Below are 18883 nucleotides of genomic sequence, written 5' to 3' on the forward strand. Positions count from 1 at the left end.
TTATGACGACTGTACAGACATTGATCGATGCCGGATTATTTGCCTTAAAGGAGCCTGGCAATGCATCCCGTAAGATCGCGAAGGTATTCTGCTGCGACCTCCTCAGCATAGCCATGAGCAAAGCGCCGGAAAACGGCGCCTGGGTCACTGTCATGGGAAACAAGAACACGCTGGCCGTGGCTTCCCTTTCGGATGTCTCCTGCATTATCCTGGCAGAGGGAATCACCTTTTCAGACGAGGATCTCGCCTGTGCCAAAAAGGAAGGAATTGCCGTTTTTGAGACGGAACTACCGGTCTTTGATGCTGCGCTTAAGATTCAGGAGCTGCTGTCATGATTCCCCTGTATTATGATCTTCATATGCATTCCTGCCTGTCTCCTTGCGGCGACGATGACATGACCCCTGCTAATCTCGTGGGCATGGCCGCCGTCAAGGGACTGGATGTGATTGCGCTGACAGATCACAATTCCTGCAGGAACTGTCCGGCTGCTATGAAGCATGGAGAAGAATATGGCGTTATCGTAATTCCAGGAATGGAACTGACCACATCAGAAGAAGTCCACGTGGTCTGCCTTTTTCCGACTCTTGACGATGCGCTTTCTTTTGATGCCTATGTCTACGACCATATCCTTCCCATAAAGAACAAGGAACATATCTTTGGCCGGCAGCAGATCATGGACAAGGAGGATCATGTCACCGGAAATGTCGAGCGCCTGCTGATCAGCGCCACAGATATCTCCTTTGACCGCATATTCGCCCTGGTCTCTTCCTACCACGGCATCGCATATCCGGCCCACATTGACAAAACTACAACAAGTTTGCTGTCCAATCTTGGCTTCGTTCCCCCTGACAGCACCTTTCTTTGTGCTGAAATTCACAATATGGGCAACCTTCACCGCATACAAAAAGAGCACCCTTACTTTCTGCAATGCAACATTGTCAGCAGTTCAGATGCTCACTATCTTGAAGATATAAATGAACCCTATTATCAGCTATATTCCGAGTCCCGATCCATCCCCGATATTCTGGCCGCACTCTTACGACGTACCTGGCGCTATTTCTCCCGGAAGCGGTAGCCCACTCCGATCTCCGTCAGCACATATTCAGGGCTTGCCGGATCCTTTTCAATCTTTCTTCTTAACGTTGCCATGAATACACGCAGGTTTCCGGCATCGATATCCTCCGCATACCCCCATATCTCCCGGATAATATAATTATGGGTCAGAACCTTCCCTCTGTTGGCGATCAGCAGCAGAAGTATCTTATACTCGATCGGAGTCAGATGCACCTCTTCTCCTTCCACCAGCACTTTCCGCTTCTCATAATCCACCGTCAGGCTACCGGTAGAGAACACGGTCATGATCTCTTCCTGCCGGGCCGTACCGGTTTTCCTTAGGCCGGCGCGTATTCTTGCCATCAGTTCTCCCATATAGAAAGGCTTCGTCACATAATCATCCGCCCCCGCATCCAGGGCCTGAATCTTCTCCCCTTCCTCCTGCCTGGCAGACACTACGATGATGGGAATATCCGAAACCTCCCGTACGCTTTTGATTACTTCCATGCCATCTCCATCCGGAAGCCCCAGATCCAGGATGATCAGATCCGGCTGATTGGCATAAAACAGGCTGACTGCCTCTTCCACAGACTTGGCAACAAAGAACGCATATTCTTCCTTTTTCAATGTCATGCTGATAAAATTTATAATATACTTGTCATCTTCTACGATCAATAACGTCTTCTTGTCTTCCATATCTTTTATTCCACTTGCTTGGCCGGAATCCAGAATATAAATCTGGCTCCCCTCACATTCCTGTTCTCCTCCCAAATATCACCGCCGTGGGCATGTACCACTTCTTTGCAAATGGTAAGTCCCAGCCCGATTCCGCGCTTCTGGTCCGTGCTTTTATCACCGCCGGAGACAAATTCATCAAATATCCGCTCCCTCAGTTCTTCCAAAACGCCATCCCCGTCATCCTCTATTACAAAATATGCCTTATTGTCCCGGTAGGACACGCTAAGAGATATGCTTCCGCCTTCTTTTGTATGCTTCATGGCATTGTCAAGCAGGTTGATGATCACCTGGGCAATCATCCTGGCATCCATATCCGCCACGATAACCTCCTTTGGCAACGATACCTGGAAATTCCGCCTGTCCCTCAGGCCGATCACGTGAAGGGATGCTTCATTAATCACATCATCAACGACTTCCGGACTCTTATTGATAAACTGCTGCCCGCTCTCGATCTTCGTCATGCTCAGGATATTCTCCATCATCTTCATCAGCCACATAGACTGCTCCATAATATCCTGTACCAGCTGGGCGCGCTCAGGCGAATCCATATCCTCGGATTCCAGGATCAGCCCGCAGTCGCCCATGATCCCGGTTAATGGCGTACGAAAGTCATGGGATATGCTTCTGAGCATGCTGCTCTTCATATGCTCCCGCTCCACCTCTACCTTGATCCGCTCCTGCTCCGCATAGATCATCTCCCGGTCAAGCGCGATCCCGATCTGGTTTGCTGCGGTCTTGACGATCAGCTCCTGCTCCACGCTGAGTCCCTGATTGTGGTTTAATACCTTCAGTATCCCTATCTGCTTCACCATGCCTATGATGGGAAACATCATGTAATCCCTGGAGGTATACTCCTTGCCCGCTCCGGATACCACCGTCTCATCCAGCAGTTCCACGATGCACTCATATCCCGTATGCTCATAGATGTGCCGTATGCCCAGTTCGATGATCTTTTCCTTGCCGGTAGCATTGATGAACTGTTCCGACATCTCGTACAGGCGGGTGGCAGTCTCCTCATTCTTCTTCGATATGATCAGCTGCTTCTGAAACCTGACGGTAAGGCTGGACGATATAAATGCGGCAATCAAAAAGAACGCCATGAGTGCCACATCGTTGGGATTCATGATGGCAAAGGTATGTACCGGCACCGTAAAAAAGTAATTGAATATCAGCACGCTGGAGATTGCGCCAAAGATTCCATATTCATACCCCCAGGTACAGGTGCTGACCAGAAGGACGCCCACCATGAATACCATAAGGACGTTCTCCTTGGCCACTCCAAATCGATTCAGGATCAGTCCCAGTATGCTGGCTGTTATCACGATCGCCGCCGTCTCTGCCATATATGCTATTTTTTTATTTTTTAACAGCGCTCTTATCTTCTCCATTTACCCATCATAGCATCTTACTTGATATTTGCCAATATCTTGTCTACGTCTTTCTTAAGACCGATCACCATAAGATGAATGCTGTCATTCATCTTGTAGTCAGCCCTTGGAAGCAGCTGCAGATGCCCGTTCTCCTTGATTCCCAGCACGCTTACGTGATATTTGGAGCGGATATCCACCTCCCGGATGCTTTTCCCTATCCAACTGTGCATTGGCGGAATCTCAAAGATGGAGTATCCTTCTGCCAGTTCGATATAGTCAAACACATGGTTGGCGCTGTGCTTGACTGCCAGCCGTTCCGCAATATCTCTGTCAGGATATATCACCTCGTCTGCCCCATTCCTTAACAGGAATTTGGCATGAATGTCACGGTTTGCCTTGCTTACCACATATTTCCCTCCCAGTTCCTTAACCAGACTGGTAATCTCCAGGCTGCTCTGAAAATTGGAGCCGATGCACACAAAACAGATGTCAAAGTTCCCCACCCCCAGATTCCTAAGTACTTCCTCATTGGTACAGTCCCCAATCTTTGCTGTCGTCGCTATGGGCAGCAAATCCTCCACATTCGCCTCCACCTTGTCTACAACCATCACTTCATTTCCAAGGCGGATCATATTCTTGCAAAGATGATGCCCAAACCTTCCTAAGCCAATAATTAATACAGATTTCATCTTTCTCTCCCCAATCTATTTTATTCTAGCCTATGGTAATCGGTTCTACCGGCACTTTCACCGGCACTTCGGCTTTATGCCCCCGAAGCGAAAGTGCGAACGTCAGGCTTCCAACCCTTCCACAGTACATCAAAAATACTAATACCAGCTTTGAAACCTCCGTCAGATCCCGCGTGATTCCGGTAGACATTCCTACCGTTCCGATTGCCGACGCTACTTCAAATACGATATCCATCACCGGCTGCGGCTGGATCGCTGCCAGAATCATCACTGCCATGAAAACCAGAAACAGATTCGTGCACAGAACCGTGCTGGCCTTGCGGATTGCGCCGTCATCCAGCCTTCGGCCAAATATATTGCAATAGGTCTTATTCCTTAGATTGGCGCTGACGTAGACAAGCAATACCACGAATGTGGTGGTTTTAATTCCGCCTGCCGTTGACCCGGGGCTGCCCCCGATAAACATGAGGAATATGGTAAGCATCTTGCTGTTATCGGTCAGCGCCGCCGTATCCACCGTATTGAATCCTGCCGTTCTTGCCGTCACAGAACCAAATAAGGAACTTAGCACCTTCCCTTGGGTGGACATTCCTTCCAGCGTGTTCTGGCTTTCAAACAGATATAGAAGCGCCGCCCCTCCGATTACCAGGATTGCCGTTGTCACCAGCACGATCTTGGTATGGAGACGGTATCGGCTGATATGATAGCGGTGGGCGGATACGTCATTCCAGACGAAAAATCCAATGCCGCCTATGATAATCAAGGCCATGATCACGATATTTACAAGCGGGTCATCATAATACCCGGTAAACGAAGCATAGGGGGCGTCTTTTCCCATCAGATCGAATCCGGCATTGCAGAATGCGGAAATGGAGTGGAAGATTCCATAATAGACAGCCTTTCCCCATCCCATCTGTTCCTGGAAGCGAAACGCCAGAAGCGCGGCTCCGACTCCTTCAAACAGGAGGGTTCCCAGCATGATCTTTTTTGCCAGTCGGACAATTCCTCCAATCTGCAGAATGTTGACGCTCTCTTGCAGCGTCCCCCGCATCCATAGTCCAATCTTCCTTCGGAGGATGATGGCAAAGAATACGCCAATGGTCATAAATCCCAGGCCGCCAATCTGAATCAGCGCCAGAATGATACACTGTCCGAACATCGTCCATTTGTTAAACGTGTCTGCGATTACCAGGCCCGTCACGCAGGATGCCGACGTGGCTGTAAAAAGGGCATCCGGGAATGAAGTTGCAAGTCCGTCCCTGCTGGCCGCCGGAAGCATCAGAAACAGCGACCCTATTAGGATGATCAGCGCATAGCCGATAACAATCATCTGTGTCTGCGTCAGTTTACGAATCATAACTTTCATGCTATCACGACCTCGTTTCCCGACATAGCATTTTCCAGCTGCTCTGTGATCTTGATATCCCGGTTCAGCACCTGGATATGAAAACGCTTGTATACGATATAATTTACTTGGTCGTTGCAGATACCATACAGTTGTTCCGTATGGTATATCTTTCGCAGCAGGTTACAGACGGAAAGATTGTCTTCATCCGAGGAAGATATGGCAATTACAAGACTGACATTCTTCCAGTCTTTTTTCAGGCATGCTTCTTCAATGAATACCGGACGCAACCCTCTGCTCTTAAGCCATCCTCCAATCTCTTCCGTCCACTCGTCCTCTCCAAACACAACCGCGCAGGATTCCTGCGACTCGTTTTGCTCCTCATCTGCCTGTAGTTTCTTTTCTTCTCCTACCCAGCGATCCAGCCGGAAGGTCAGGTAGTATCCATATCCGGCGGCTGCTGCAGTAATTAAAATTAATAGAATATTCGTCAACATATCATCACCCTCTTCTTCTACCTATAGCATAATCTACTTTGCATTAAGACGGTAATAATATTGAGGAATCCGTATTAAGATTCCATTTAGACCGATATTTTTGTTTCTCTCTTTTCCTAGCCGATGCGCCCCTCTTCCATATAGCCGGCCAGTTCTTTGGCAAAATAAGTAAGATAACTCTGGGCGCCTGCACGGTACGCGGCAACTGCCGTCTCGCAGACAATCTGCGCCTCATCAATCCAGCCTTTTTGTGCCGCTGCCTTGATCATGGCATATTCTCCGCTGACACTGTAGGCGGCAATCGGAAGATTTGTGGCCTCTTTCGCGCGGGCGATTATATCCAGATACGCAAGCGCCGGCTTCACCATAATAATATCTGCGCCTTCTTCTTCATCTAAAAGCACTTCCTTAATGCCTTCCCTGCTATTGTGATAATCCATCTGATAACTTTTCCGGTCTCCGAAAGCCGGAGCAGAATCAGCCGCATCCCTGAATGGGGCATAGAATCCGGACGCATATTTGACGGCATAGGACATAATCGGCGTATTTACATAATTATTTTCATCCAGCGTCTTTCTTATGGCCTTTACCCTCCCATCCATCATATCGGAAGGCGCTACCATGTCAGCACCGGCCTGCACATGCGACAACGCCGTCTTGGCAAGCACCTTCAGCGTGGAGTCATTCTCTACGCTGCTGCCGCATAGCATTCCGCAATGGCCGTGGGAGGTGTATTCGCACAGGCATACATCCGTAATATAGTACAAGTCCGGAAAGCGTCTCTTCGCCTCCTTCAGCGCCCTCTGGATGATTCCATCCTCCGCGTATGCCTGGCTCGCCTTCTCATCCTTATGTGCGGGAATCCCGAACAGCATAACCGCATTGACGCCGGCATCGCTTACCTGTTCCAGTTCATAGAACATCTGGTCAACGCTGTATCTGTACTGGCCGATCATGGAAGGAATCTCTTCTCGGATTCCCTCTCCTTCTCTTACAAACATTGGATAGATCAGCGAGGATTTGTCTATCCTCGTCTCTCTCACCATTTTCCTTAGTACTTCATTCTGCCTTAATCTTCTAGGTCTCTTTATCATCTTTCTGTCCTAATCCTTTCTATCAGTGTTATCAAGTCGTCAATCGTGGCCTTGCTGGCCACATAACAATCCAAGCCGTATTTTTGGGCCGTACAGGCTGTCTGCTTCCCGATGCATGCAGCCTTGATCTTCGAATAGTCGGCGCCCTTACTGACGTCGGCAAATCCTTCGACCGTGGAACTGCTGGTAAACGCAACGCAGTCAATCTTTCCCTTTTCAATCTCTTCCTTCAGGTCGAACCCTTTGCATTGCTGGTATATAGTGGTATAAATCGGAATATCATCCACCATGGCTTTTGCCTCCTGCAAAATCGGCACCAGCTGCGGATTCGCTATGGCCGCTCTTGGCACAAGTATCTTCTTTTCCTCTATATCCTGCCCGGCCAGCAGCCTTGCAAGGGACACTCCGTCATAGACCTTAGGCATCAGATCTGCATGAATGCCTTTCTGCCTTAAGGCCCGTGCCGTCCCTTCGCCGATCACGGCAAATTTTGCCGCATGCAGGCGGCGGACATCCACCTTCGCCTTCTCCATCTCCTCAAAGAATATACGCACGCCAATCTGGCTGGTAAAAACAATCCAGTCATATTCTTCGATCTTCTCAAAACTCTGCCTCAGCCGGTGGTTCTCCTTCACCGGAATCGTATCGATTGCCGGGACTTCCAGCACATCCGCACCCAGCAGCCGTAACTTCTCTGCCATAGATGACGCCAGTTCCCTTGGCCTTGTCACCAGAACCCGCATTCCCATCAGGGGAAGTTCTTCATACCAGGAAAGCGTCTCTGACAGCGCGCATACCTTTCCTACCACAATAATCGCGGGCGGACGTATGTCTGCCTCTGTTGCAGCATCCGGCAGACGCGCTACTGTGGACACCACCTTCTTCTGGCCGGCAGTGGTTCCATCCTGGAGTACCGCCGCAGGCATCTCGGGATCTATCCCTGCTTCCAGAAGGCTGGCCATGATCTGCGGAAGCGCTGTTACCCCCATCAAAAATACCAGCGTTCCTTCCGATTCCACCAGTGCCCGGTAATTGACCGGCTGTTCCTGTCCTTCCTTCTGATGCCCAGTCACGATATGCAGGGAAGATGCATAATCCCTGTGGGTAACCGGAATTCCATTGTATGCCGGGACTGCCAGGGAAGAGGTCACTCCCGGCACTACCTCAAATGGAATTTTATGGCGCGCCAGTTCCTCCAATTCTTCTCCGCCTCTTCCGAACAGAAACGGATCCCCCCCCTTAAGCCGCGCTACCTTGCAGCCTTTTTTCGCCTCCCTGACCAGAATCTGGTTGATCTCCTCCTGTGGTATGGGATGATGACCCGCCACTTTTCCAACGTCGATAAAGGTCTTCTCCTTTCGGATTGACGCCAGGATATCCTTGCCAACCAGATGGTCATATACGACTACATCCGCATCCTCCAGCACTGCCTGCCCTTTCACCGTCATAAGTCCGATATCTCCCGGGCCTGCTCCTACCAGCCATACTTTTCCCTGGCATTTCTGTCTTTGTTCTAAATCAGGATTCCCATATTCTGCTTCCATGCTGATAGCCAGCTCCCTTCCGATCTTCTCTGCTTCTTCTACCGGGCCGCTTTTCGAACCGATGGCATAATTCCCTGTCTCTTCCATATAGTAAAGGCCTTTCATCAAGAGCTGGCCATCTATCACTTCCCCATAGGCTGCAACTGGCGAGGAACAGCCACCGTCCAGATACCGGACAAAAGCCCTTTCCCCCTTGGCAATATATGCATCTTCTTTTTTGCCGTATCCTTCCAGAAAATCATAATTCATGTCTATCCTCCCCTGCACCGCCATCGTTCCCTGTCCTGCAGCAGGAAGGATCTCATCCGTGGAAAAGTACCGGCTGATCCGGTACTCAAGCCCCAGCCTTTTCAGGCCTGCCGCTGCCAGAATCAGCGCGTCATATTCTCCCCGGTCGAGTTTTTCAAGCCTGGTGATCACGTTCCCTCTGACGCTTCTGAACTCAGCCTCTTTAAACAGCCTCTTTGCCTGGATCCTTCTCCTGAAGGAGGAGCAGCCGATGATCCCGCGTCCATCCCATTCTTCCACGCCTTTTGGAAGCACCAGCACATCACGCACATCTTCTCTGGGGGAATATCGCACGATTGGAATCACCTTTGATTCATCCATCGGCATATCTTTCAAGCTATGTACTGCCAGATCTATCCGTCCGTCAAGCAGCGCCTTATCCAGTTCCTTCACAAACAGGCCCTTTCCTCCGATCTGATCCAAGGTCACATCCAGACGCTTGTCGCCGGTTGTCTCCATCGTCATCATTTCCAGTTCTATCTTGGGATGGCTGCGCCTGATATGCTCCATAACCTTTTCCGTCTGGATAATTGCCAGCCGGCTCTCTCTGCTTCCTACTACGATCTTTCTACTCATTTGTACTTATATCCTCTTTTTCTAAATCTTTTAACGCCAGCCTGATCTGCCCGGCCGCCTTTCTAGCTTTGGCATGATCCTGGCCGCTGGCTGTAATCCCGGCCACAACATTGCCTTGGATGGCGACTGCGGGAAAGTAAAAATCGCACAGTTCCTTCTTGTGCGACGTATTAACCAGAATCCCTCTTTTCCTGCAGCATCTGGCAACCTCCTCATTAAGGGCCGCATCATCGGTAGCCGCCAGTACGATATCCGCCTTATCCAGCAGGCTTTCATGATAGGTACCTCTGTACCACTTCAACACTTTGTCCCGCTCAAGCTGATGGATCTCCTCCTCTGCTTCCGGGGAGGCGACCAATATATCCGATGCAAACGCAGCCAGCGTGCACGCTCTCCTTGCGGCGACCTTTCCTCCGCCTACAATAACGATTCTTTTCTCTGACAAATCCACAAACATGGGAAAAAATGGTTTTTTCATATGCATCCCTTTCTTTCAATCACTTTTACTATCATAGCATAGGTTATGCAAAAAATCAGCATACTAATTGCATCACAAATATCACAGACTAAACGGAGACGATACCTATTATGGACAATGCTATATTACAGGAACTCTACGATTATTATAAAGAAGACCATTCTCTTTCCCAGTCGGAACTGATCATCGCCATGCTGACGCGGATACAGGAAACTGTCGGATACGTATCCAAAGACGTTCAGGAAGAGGTGGCCCGGCTCACAGGAGTAAACCGCGGCTATGTGGCTGCCATCATCAAGAATCTGCCCCATCTGCATGCGCAGGCATTCCGCCATGAGATCCGTGTCTGCATCTCCGACAGATGCAAGGCCAGAGGTGGTTCCGACCTTTTGAAAAAACTGCAAAAACTCCTCAAGATCAAGCCAGGCCAAGTGACAAAAGACGGCGTTTTTCTTCTAAATACCGAATACTGCATGCACAACTGCATGCATGGCCCTAACATAAAAATAGATGGACGAATCTATGAGAATGTGCAGATATCCCAATTGCCGCAATTATTGGAAAAACTCCGGCATTAACCGTTTGACAGTCCCTCTCCTTTATTGTAAGATAAAAATTATCAAGGGCGGATTCCAGCTTATTCCGCCGATGTTATTGTAGTTTTTTAAAGGAGAGAACATACATGGACCAAAAAAAGGGAATTCTCGTGGTCAGTTTTGGAACCAGTCATCCTGTGACCAGGGCAGCCACAATTGAAGCGATCGAAGACAGCATAAGCAAAGCCTTTGCTGACATCAAAGTATACCGAGCCTGGACCAGTAAGATGATTATATCTAAAATCCAAAAAAATACAATGGAAAAAATACCCACGGTAAACGAAGCGCTAAGCCAGATGGCCGCGGATGGAATAACAGATGTCTTTATCCAGCCAACCCATGTGATCAATGGAATTGAAAATGACATAATGAAAGCGGATGCCTTAAAGTTCCGGGATTCCTTTGATTCTATTTCTTTCGGAGTACCGCTATTATCCTCTACACAAGATATGGAAGAACTGGTTCATATTATTATAGAGGCATTTCCGTCTCTGGGAAATGATGAAGTTCTGATCCTGATGGGCCATGGAAGCGAACACTATGCGAATATGGCTTATGCAGCGCTTGACTATATGTTTAAGCAGAAGGGATACTCCCAGATCTACGTTGGAACGGTAGAAGCTTACCCTTCCCTGGAACACATTCTTTGTGGACTGCCGGGCAAGGGCATAAGGAGAATCCATCTGGCGCCCCTTATGATCGTGGCCGGGGATCATGCCACCAATGATATGGCCGGGGATTCCAAAGACTCCTGGGCCAGCATATGTAAAGATGCCGGCTATGATGTAGCCTGCCATCTAACCGGACTTGGAGAATATGTTGCCATACGCCGCCTTTTTATCCAGCATCTTTCCAGCGCCTTGAATATATAAAAGAGCCATCTAATCGACTCTTTCTTTTTCCATACCGCTCTTTAGTTCTTCAATTGTTCTGGGAATCGGCTTCACGCCATAGATTTGTCCCACTTGGAATAATAGCGGCTTTTTCAGCCTGCATCTCTCCAGCAATTCTTTACGCGCAAAAATCTCTTCTGGCTGGCCGTCTGCTTCAATGACGCCATCATGAAAAATCAGAATCCTTTCTGCCCATTCCCAGGCAAAATCGATGTCATGGGTAGCGATCACAAGTCCCATTCCTTGCCCGCTTAATTTATCAAGATTCTCTTTAAGCATTCCGCAATTAAAAGGGTCAAGACTAGATGCTGGTTCGTCCATCAGAAGCATCCGAGGACGCATCGCCAGCACATCTGCAATGCTAACCCGTTTCTTCTCTCCACCGGACAAATAATGAGGCGCCCTTTTGCGCAGCGTCTTAAGCCCCATATTGCCAAGGGCATCTTCTACCCTTTCTCTTACATCATCTTCCGATATCTTCAGATTCATCGGTCCAAAACTGACCTCTGACTCAACTGTACCTGCGATCAACTGGCTGTCCGCCTCCTGGAACACCAATCCGATTTTCTGGCGTAGTTCTGTAATTTCCTGCTTATCCCAATGGATTTCTTTTCCTTCAAGATAGACCTTGCCTTTCTGAGGCTTCAGAATCCCGTTGGCGCATAAGAAAAAGGTGCTTTTTCCTGCTCCGTTATTCCCCAGCAGGGCAACCTTCTCTCCCTGATGAATTGTTACATCCACCTGTTTTAAGGCTTCCCTTTCCCCGTCATAACTATATCCAACCTGTTCAAACCGTAATATCTCTACCATCTTACTCTCCCATCACAGACTTATCTGACCATCACGCACAATAACCATTCCAAGACCGCAAGAAATATAGCGCCTGCGACATATGCCGGCTGCCATTTTCTCTCCGGATCCAAAAATCGGATGCTTCCATCAAAGCAACGGCTTTCCATAGCGTCAAAATTACGGCTGGCCTGGCGATAGCTGTATGCCAGCAAGTTTGAATAAATTCGCCCTGTAGTCCGGATGCCGGTAGGATAATCAATATACCCTAGCCTGCTCATTGCGGAGTTCTTCATGGAATCATGTATATTGAATAGCACAAAGATATATCGGTAGATCAGATACATCAATTCCGTCATCACGTCCGGACATCGCATTTTTCTAAGCACACCTATAATCTCTGGCATCGGCGTGCTCAGACTCAGCAGATATAATGCGCTGACCGCTCCCAATGCCCTGGCCATTACAAGCATAGTCCTAACTTGCGCCGCCTTTGTCACGCACAGATATCCGATGCCGATAGAAATGCTAAGATTCCCTTTATCTGCGGGATTATATTCCCACAAAAGCGCAAGGCCGCTGATCATCAGAAAGGATAGGGGCACAGCGACCATATGGAGATATGTCTTTACGCGTACCCCTCCCGCTATGATGCTAATCAGCATGAGCAGAATCGCGATCTGTACTCCTATCACCGGTCTCCCGGCACAGATACTGCATGCCATAAGACTAATAGCAAGCAGGAACTTAAGAAGAGGCGGCACCTCGGACAGCCGGGAACTTCCTGCCAGCAGGTCAATCTCGACCCTTTGTTCTTTCACATGCCCTGCCCACAGAAACAATCCTGCGGCGCAGATGCTTAACAGCAGCAATGCCGCGTTTGATATGTAATTGTAAAACAGGCACCAGACTACGCCGGCTGCCAGGATTCCCGTAAAAATCATTCTTTATTCTTCCTGTTTCATATATTTCTTACGCGCTGCCAGATATCCAAAGCAATATGAGATAATGCCGACTCCAATCCCCGTCTGCACGCAGAATATCAGGCTCTCGATCTCCCCTGGAATCTCTCCCCCGATAAAGTTCTCAAGAATCGGGGTGAACCATGGCGTGTATTCCTTGCCCGTCACCTCATTGACCATCTGGCTTCCGGCATCATCGCTTCCGCCAAACTCGGCGCCCTTCAATGCGATAAAGGGAACAACGATCAGTAAAAGGCTCACGATAATTAGAATGGTTACAAGTTTCTTGTTTGATTTCCTGCTATCTGACATCAGCGTTCTCCTTTCCTATAAAACCGATTGCACGGAGTTCCGGCGCAGCAAAACTTTCCATACCCATCACGATCAATACGGTAAGAATTCCTTCCAAGATTGCAAGCGGCAGCTGCGTGGGAGCAAAAACCCCAAGGAATTTGACTGCGCTTAAAGCCACGCCTCCGCTGGCGCTTGGATATGCCACTGCCAGCTGGATGCTCGTCACGCAATAGGTCAGCAGATCTCCCAGACATGCTGCTAAAAATATGGTCGCCTTCCTGTTCCAGTTTAATTTCTTACCAATTGCATAAATGCCAAAACTTAAAAACGGCCCCGCAATTGCCATGCTGAATGTATTGGCGCCCAGAGTAGTCAGTCCGCCGTGCGCCAGCAGGATTGCCTGGAATAACAGCACAATAATGCCAAGCACGCTGACCGCCGTCGGTCCAAACAGAATAGCCCCCAGCCCTGTTCCTGTCATATGGCTGCAGCTTCCCGTTACTGAGGGAATCTTAAGAGATGATATAACAAAGATAAACGCTCCTGACATAGCAAGCAGAATGAGTGCCTTTCTTTGTTTCTGAACGGTATGGCGGATGCTGATCACGCCTGCAGCCAGAAACGGGATGCTGACGGCCCCCCATGCGATGCAGTGTCCCGCCGGCAGATACCCTTCCATAATGTGCATAGCCTGCGAATCAAAGCCACAGACATACAAAGCAGCGGCAAATACGGAAAAGAGCCATAGTCTCTTTTCGACTTTTGTCCATTTTTTCATGTTGTTTCATTCCTCCTAGTTTGTATTTTTATTAGGGATTTCTTTCCTCACGTTGGAATCTATATTTTTACATATGAAAAGGCTATGGCAATTATTTCATTTATCGCCATAGCCGTATTTCTATGCAAATAAAACCAATTGCTCCATCCATTCCATGAAACAATCAGCAATCCCTCTTCTTGTAGGTCTTCTGACTCGCGCTTACGACACTTGCTTGAAGTCTCAGCGCCTGCATTCTGCCTTCTCGGTTTCCCAATGACTGGCTTTCGCCAACGAATTACAGGCTCGGCGCATACAGCGGCGGTACCGTCCAGGATTCGCACCTGGTTCCCTTGTCCATTCATATTGCTGTTACCACAATATGACCACAATAAGTTCTTATTCTATTTCGTCCGTTTTAAAGTGTACACCATCTTCCATTTAATGTCAATGCAATTCAAAACGCCCGAAATACCTGTCCGTCAGGCCTTCATCTTCCCCATTTACCACCAGATGCATCGGCATCCCCATCTGGATCGTCATCATTCCCATTAAAGATTTTCCGTTAATGACGACTCTCTTATCCGAAACATCTTTTACATCTATATCTGACTTCATTTTCTGGCACGCCTTGCAGAAGCTTAGTATCTGTCCTGGCGTGACAAACTTTACTGTCTTTTTTACCATCCTTATAACCTCCTCTTTTCCTTATACCTTTTGTAGTATATAATGAGATTCAGAAATTGTATAATACATATATGAAATAGTTGATATATCATATATGCATAATGGAGGTATTATGGAAATCACCTATGATTACTACAGGATATTTTACTATGTGGCCAAATACAAAAGTTTCTCAAAAGCGGCCACCATACTGATGAGCAGCCAGCCCAACATCTCCCGCTTTATGAGCAATCTGGAGAGCCAGCTTGGCTGCAAGCTCTTCATACGTTCCAACCGCGGGGTGACCTTGACCCTGGAAGGGCAGAAACTGTACCACCATGTCTCCATCGCTTTCCAGCACCTTCAGGCTGCCGAGATGGAACTGGCTCAGGACCGAAGCCTGGAACATGGCATCCTGACCCTAAGCGCCAGCGAGATCGCGCTCCACTTACTGCTTCTGCCTGTCCTAAGCAAATTTCACCAGACCTATCCCGGCATACGGCTGCGGATCTCCAACCATTCCACGCCAGAGGCGATACAGGCCGTCAAATCCGGGACCGCGGATCTGGCCGTGGTATCCACACCCACGGATATCCATGACCCGTTAAGGGCACAGTTACTTATGAAGGCCTCGGATATCCTGGTCGGCAACCGGCAGTATGATTTTCTGACAAAAGAGCCGGTACATCTGGCAGAAATTGCCAGATATCCTCTCATATGCCTGGGCAGGCACACTACCACCTATGAATTCTACTACAAATTCTATCTGGAGCATGGCCTGATTCTGTCTCCGGACACAGAGGTTGCCACTATCGATCAGATACCGCCGATGATCCTGCATAATCTGGGAATCGGATTTCTTCCGGAGAAACTGGCCAGAGATGCGATCTCCCAGGGGAAAGTGGTCAAGATCCCTTTAATCGAACAGATCCCCCAGCGTGACATCTGCCTGATTGAAGACAGAAGCGCGCCTTTAAGCATTGCCGCCAATGCTCTAAAGCAGATGCTCCTGTCCTGCGTAGGCCAGAGCCAGAGTCAGGATCTGTCCAGCATATAAATCAATGCATTGCAGATACAGGCGGCAATATTGCTTCCGCCTTTTCTGCCCCTCGCTACAATATAGGGCGTATCTTCAAGGCTTCTGATCAGTTCTTTCGACTGCACCACGTTCACAAATCCCACCGGAACTGCAATTACCAGTTCCGGGCGAATCTTTCCTTCTCGAATCAGTTCATAGAGTCGGATCAGCGCCGTAGGCGCATTCCCGATAGCAAAGATCAGTCTCTCCTCTAAGGCACAGGCCTTTTCCATGCTTGCCACAGCCCTGGTGGTTCCTTTCTCTTTTGCTGCCAGCGCCACGTCTTCATCGGACATAAAGCAATATACCTTCCCGCCATACCCTTCCAGGCGTGTTTTGTTGATGCCGGAGCGGCCCATCTGTGTATCCGTGACAATGGACGCTCCATTTCGAATCGCATGCAGGGCTTTTTCGATCACGCCTTCTGAGAATAACAGATTCCTTGCATAGTCAAAATCCGCGCTGGTATGAATGCATCGCTTTATGACCGGCGCCTGCTCCGCCGGAAGGCAGATTCCTTCCTGCTCTAGTTCTTTCGTGATGATAGCAAAACTTCTGGCCTCTATGTCTTGTGGAAGAACGTTTTCAATTTCGATCTTCATCCCGTCAGATTCCCCCTTCCAATATCTCATATATTTTCTTCATATCCAGATGGCTCCGAAGGCCGTCTGCAAGCAGATCATACTGTCTCTCTTTGAAGTCCTTAAGATCCACAGCCTTCAGATCATCAAGGATCATTCCTTTTCTTGCCGCCAGCGCGCGGACAACGGCTGTCACCACGTCTTCCCGGTCAAAGATTCCATGGATATAGGTTCCATATACATTCCCCATGGAAACTCCGTCCATGCTTTGGCGCGTCCTTTGGCTGGCTGTCTGCTTTCCGGCGCAGTCCTTGATCTCGCACATGGCTGGCAGGCCTGATCTCGTATCGCCCATGTGGATCTCGTATCCTTCCAAAGCTATGCCCTCCAACCCTGCCAGAATGCCTTCCACCTTCAGGAATCTTCCGTCCACCCGGGTTCTGGTCTTTTCCTTCGTAAATATGGTCTCCAACGGAAGCAGCCCCATCCCTTTCATCGTGCCGCCGGCCTCGATTCCCTCCGGATCGCGTAAAATGTCGCCAAGCATCTGGTATCCTCCGCAGATTCCCCAGATTACCGTTCCATGGGATGCTGCCCGCACCACTCTGGCTTCCAGTCCGTTCTGGCGCATCCAGCGCAGATCTTCCATAGTGTTCTTAGTCCCGGGCAGGATAATCATGTCCGGAGAGCCAAGTTTTGATGGACGATCCACATATCTTAGGGACACCCCATTCAGATTCTCAAGAAGCATAAAATCCGTAAAATTAGAAATCCTGGGCGTGCGTATGACTGCGATATCAATGCACGCGCATTCTTTTTGTCCATGGAACCGCTCCGTCAGGCTGTCCTCATCTTCAATCTCCACATCAAGGTACGGCGCGACTCCCACCACCGGGATCCCCCCGCGCTCCGTAAGCATGTCTATACCCGGATCCAGGATCGTCTTATCCCCGCGGAACTTGTTGATAAGCAGCCCTTTGACCATCTCTTTCTCATCCTCGTCAAGCAGCATCAAGGTTCCCAGCAGTTGGGCGAAAACGCCGCCTCTGTCAATGTCCCCTACCAGCAATACCGGGGCCTTAGCCATCTTTGCCATCCCCATATTGACGATATCGTCTTCCTTCAGATTGATCTCTGCAGGGCTTCCCGCCCCCTCGATCACGATAATATCATACATTTCATCCAGTTGGCGAAAAGCCTTCCTAATATCCGGTATCAGCTGCTTCTTATAGGCAAAATACTCTCTTGCGCTCATGTTTTTTTGAACCTCGCCATTCACGATCACCTGGGAGCCCATGTCATTGGTTGGCTTTAAGAGTATCGGGTTCATCTGCACCTGAGGCGCAATGCCTGCCGCCTCTGCCTGCACCACCTGGGCCCTTCCCATTTCCAGTCCCTCTTCCGTGATAAACGAGTTCAGCGCCATATTCTGCGACTTAAAAGGCGCCACCTTGTATCCATCCTGTCTGAATATCCGGCACAATCCTGTGCAGATCAGACTTTTGCCTGCATTGGACATGGTCCCTTGTATCATAATCGTCTTAGCCATGCTGCCATCCTTTCGTTCTCCTCTTTTGTGCGGACCGCAATCCGGTAGTATCCCGGCGCAAGCCCTTCATAATTTCCACAGTCCCTGATCAGGAAGCCTTCCTTGAGCGCCTCCTCATAAAGCCCTTCTTTTGCCTGAAAGAAGATGTAGTTGGCCTTGGATCCGAACACGGGGTATCCCTTGCCAGACAGCACTTCGATCAGATCTTTCTTCTCGTTTTCCACATAGTCCCTGGTCTCTTCCAGATACTCTCCACAATCCTTTAGGGCCGCGACTCCGCAGGCCTGGGCCAGTACCGACACGTTCCATGGCTGTATGGCATCCGCCATCCTAGAAAGCAGCCCCTCATCAGAACTGATCCCATAACCAAGCCGCAGGCCCGGCATGCAGAATATTTTGGTAAATGCCTTGATCAGAAGCAGGTTGGGATAGGTTCCCCTTGCGCCGGCCATCTCATACTTATGGGGCTTTGGCAGAAAGTCCAGGAAGCATTCGTCCAGCACCAGAAGCACGCCGCAGGCCCGGCATTTATCAAGAATCCTGAAAAGCAAGGGCTTATCCGTCAGTTCTCCCGTCGGGTTATTGGGATTGCACAGGAACATCATGTCAATGTCCTTTGTAATCTCCCCCAGGATATCCTCCTTTACCCTGTATCCGTCAGACTGGGTCAGCCTATAGTACCGGATGTCCGAGCCTGACGCCACAAGCGCCCGGGCGTATTCCGCAAAGGAAGGCGCTAGGAGCAGCGCCTTTTTCGGACGTACGGCCAGTACCGCCGCAAAAAATAGTTCTGCTGCCCCGTTGCCGCAGATGATCTCGCCGGACGATACCCCCTCAAAGCGCCCTATCGCTTCTTTTAGTTCCTGGCAGCATATATCCGGATAATGCACAATATCCCCCGCATGCTCATGAAGCGCTTCCAGCACCGCGTCCGGAGGTCCCAGAGGATTGCTGTTGACGGAATAATCCGTTGCATTCCTGTTCCTGTATATGTCTCCTCCATGGATCTGTACCTGCCTGGCCTGGCCATTCATTCTTTCCTTCTC

The 18883-nt window shown here is 49.3% G+C and carries 21 protein-coding genes and 1 riboswitch; of the genes, 5 read left to right on the plus strand and 16 right to left on the minus strand.

Annotated elements, in window-relative coordinates:
• The first annotated feature begins 2 nt into the window (after positions 1 to 2).
• Together HDCHBGLK_RS00460 and HDCHBGLK_RS00465 are read left to right on the plus strand one after the other, a co-directional pair.
• A complete protein-coding gene (locus HDCHBGLK_RS00460) occupies positions 3 to 335 on the plus strand; it encodes a hypothetical protein (RefSeq protein ID WP_009249136.1) in 333 nt (110 codons plus the stop codon).
• Positions 332 to 1075: a PHP domain-containing protein gene (locus HDCHBGLK_RS00465; RefSeq protein WP_004608277.1), complete on the plus strand. Its 744-nt coding sequence runs from the start codon at positions 332 to 334 to the stop codon at positions 1073 to 1075. Before HDCHBGLK_RS00460 ends, HDCHBGLK_RS00465 begins: the two co-directional genes overlap by 4 nt.
• On the opposite strand, the gene HDCHBGLK_RS00470 is transcribed toward HDCHBGLK_RS00465, so the two are convergent.
• From HDCHBGLK_RS00470 to HDCHBGLK_RS00505, 8 genes are all read right to left on the minus strand, one after another.
• A complete protein-coding gene (locus HDCHBGLK_RS00470; RefSeq protein ID WP_004608276.1) occupies positions 1054 to 1749 on the minus strand; it encodes a response regulator in 696 nt (231 codons plus the stop codon). The two genes, HDCHBGLK_RS00465 and HDCHBGLK_RS00470, sit on opposite strands and share 22 nt — an antisense overlap.
• 5 nt (positions 1750 to 1754) lie before the next feature.
• On the minus strand, positions 1755 to 3179 hold the full coding sequence (locus HDCHBGLK_RS00475) for a sensor histidine kinase (protein ID WP_004608275.1): 1425 nt from the start codon (positions 3177 to 3179) through the stop codon (positions 1755 to 1757).
• Between the two features lie 17 nt (positions 3180 to 3196).
• Positions 3197 to 3850 (minus strand): potassium channel family protein, encoded by a 654-nt coding sequence (locus HDCHBGLK_RS00480; RefSeq protein WP_004608274.1) that lies wholly within the window; start codon positions 3848 to 3850, stop codon positions 3197 to 3199.
• A gap of 25 nt (positions 3851 to 3875) precedes the next feature.
• Entirely contained in the window at positions 3876 to 5216 is a 1341-nt protein-coding gene (locus HDCHBGLK_RS00485; RefSeq protein ID WP_004608273.1) for a TrkH family potassium uptake protein, read from the minus strand.
• Positions 5213 to 5692, minus strand: a complete 480-nt coding sequence (locus HDCHBGLK_RS00490; RefSeq protein WP_004608272.1) for a hypothetical protein — start codon at positions 5690 to 5692, stop codon at positions 5213 to 5215. The genes HDCHBGLK_RS00485 and HDCHBGLK_RS00490 overlap by 4 nt, the downstream gene beginning before the upstream one ends.
• A 116-nt stretch (positions 5693 to 5808) precedes the next feature.
• Positions 5809 to 6786 carry a porphobilinogen synthase gene (hemB, locus tag HDCHBGLK_RS00495; RefSeq protein WP_004608271.1) on the minus strand — a complete coding sequence of 326 codons (978 nt, stop codon included), beginning with the start codon at positions 6784 to 6786 and terminating at the stop codon, positions 5809 to 5811.
• Positions 6783 to 9194 carry a uroporphyrinogen-III C-methyltransferase gene (cobA, locus tag HDCHBGLK_RS19610; RefSeq protein WP_004608270.1) on the minus strand — a complete coding sequence of 804 codons (2412 nt, stop codon included), beginning with the start codon at positions 9192 to 9194 and terminating at the stop codon, positions 6783 to 6785. Before cobA ends, hemB begins: the two co-directional genes overlap by 4 nt.
• Entirely contained in the window at positions 9187 to 9672 is a 486-nt protein-coding gene (locus tag HDCHBGLK_RS00505; RefSeq protein WP_009249138.1) for a precorrin-2 dehydrogenase/sirohydrochlorin ferrochelatase family protein, read from the minus strand. Before HDCHBGLK_RS00505 ends, cobA begins: the two co-directional genes overlap by 8 nt.
• A gap of 110 nt (positions 9673 to 9782) precedes the next feature.
• On the opposite strand from HDCHBGLK_RS00505, the gene HDCHBGLK_RS00510 reads away from it, so the two are divergent.
• Together HDCHBGLK_RS00510 and HDCHBGLK_RS00515 are read left to right on the plus strand one after the other, a co-directional pair.
• Entirely contained in the window at positions 9783 to 10250 is a 468-nt protein-coding gene (locus HDCHBGLK_RS00510) for an NADH-quinone oxidoreductase subunit NuoE family protein (RefSeq protein WP_004608268.1), read from the plus strand.
• 104 nt (positions 10251 to 10354) lie between these two features.
• Positions 10355 to 11140: a sirohydrochlorin cobaltochelatase gene (locus HDCHBGLK_RS00515; RefSeq protein ID WP_004608267.1), complete on the plus strand. Its 786-nt coding sequence runs from the start codon at positions 10355 to 10357 to the stop codon at positions 11138 to 11140.
• 9 nt (positions 11141 to 11149) lie between these two features.
• Here HDCHBGLK_RS00515 and HDCHBGLK_RS00520 read toward each other — a convergent pair whose 3' ends face one another.
• From HDCHBGLK_RS00520 to HDCHBGLK_RS00540, 5 genes are all read right to left on the minus strand, one after another.
• Positions 11150 to 11971 carry an energy-coupling factor ABC transporter ATP-binding protein gene (locus tag HDCHBGLK_RS00520; protein ID WP_004608266.1) on the minus strand — a complete coding sequence of 274 codons (822 nt, stop codon included), beginning with the start codon at positions 11969 to 11971 and terminating at the stop codon, positions 11150 to 11152.
• Positions 11972 to 11991: 20 nt separating this feature from the next.
• On the minus strand, positions 11992 to 12894 hold the full coding sequence (gene cbiQ / locus HDCHBGLK_RS00525) for a cobalt ECF transporter T component CbiQ (RefSeq protein WP_004608265.1): 903 nt from the start codon (positions 12892 to 12894) through the stop codon (positions 11992 to 11994).
• A gap of 3 nt (positions 12895 to 12897) precedes the next feature.
• A complete protein-coding gene (locus tag HDCHBGLK_RS00530; RefSeq protein ID WP_004608264.1) occupies positions 12898 to 13224 on the minus strand; it encodes an energy-coupling factor ABC transporter substrate-binding protein in 327 nt (108 codons plus the stop codon).
• On the minus strand, positions 13214 to 13984 hold the full coding sequence (locus HDCHBGLK_RS00535; protein ID WP_004608263.1) for an energy-coupling factor ABC transporter permease: 771 nt from the start codon (positions 13982 to 13984) through the stop codon (positions 13214 to 13216). Before HDCHBGLK_RS00535 ends, HDCHBGLK_RS00530 begins: the two co-directional genes overlap by 11 nt.
• 163 nt (positions 13985 to 14147) lie before the next feature.
• Positions 14148 to 14367: riboswitch (cobalamin riboswitch) on the minus strand.
• Positions 14368 to 14410: 43 nt separating this feature from the next.
• Entirely contained in the window at positions 14411 to 14650 is a 240-nt protein-coding gene (locus HDCHBGLK_RS00540) for an HPr family phosphocarrier protein (RefSeq protein WP_004608262.1), read from the minus strand.
• Between the two features lie 112 nt (positions 14651 to 14762).
• Here HDCHBGLK_RS00540 and HDCHBGLK_RS00545 point away from each other — a divergent pair, with 112 nt between their 5' ends.
• Positions 14763 to 15686, plus strand: coding sequence for a LysR family transcriptional regulator (locus HDCHBGLK_RS00545; protein ID WP_009249142.1), 924 nt, complete (start codon positions 14763 to 14765; stop codon positions 15684 to 15686).
• Here HDCHBGLK_RS00545 and HDCHBGLK_RS00550 read toward each other — a convergent pair.
• The 3 genes from HDCHBGLK_RS00550 to HDCHBGLK_RS00560 are packed head-to-tail and all read right to left on the minus strand — an operon-like array spanning position 15665 to position 18871.
• The gene (locus HDCHBGLK_RS00550; RefSeq protein ID WP_009249143.1) at positions 15665 to 16309 is read right to left on the minus strand and encodes a precorrin-8X methylmutase; all 645 of its coding nucleotides are present in this window, start codon (positions 16307 to 16309) and stop codon (positions 15665 to 15667) included. The genes HDCHBGLK_RS00545 and HDCHBGLK_RS00550 overlap by 22 nt on opposite strands.
• A 4-nt stretch (positions 16310 to 16313) precedes the next feature.
• Positions 16314 to 17837 carry a cobyric acid synthase gene (locus HDCHBGLK_RS00555; RefSeq protein ID WP_009249144.1) on the minus strand — a complete coding sequence of 508 codons (1524 nt, stop codon included), beginning with the start codon at positions 17835 to 17837 and terminating at the stop codon, positions 16314 to 16316.
• The gene (locus tag HDCHBGLK_RS00560) at positions 17819 to 18871 is read right to left on the minus strand and encodes a pyridoxal phosphate-dependent aminotransferase (RefSeq protein ID WP_009249145.1); all 1053 of its coding nucleotides are present in this window, start codon (positions 18869 to 18871) and stop codon (positions 17819 to 17821) included. Before HDCHBGLK_RS00560 ends, HDCHBGLK_RS00555 begins: the two co-directional genes overlap by 19 nt.
• Positions 18872 to 18883 lie beyond the last annotated feature (12 nt).

This window comes from [Clostridium] scindens ATCC 35704, assembly GCF_004295125.1.
GTDB lineage: Bacteria > Bacillota > Clostridia > Lachnospirales > Lachnospiraceae > Clostridium_AP > Clostridium_AP scindens.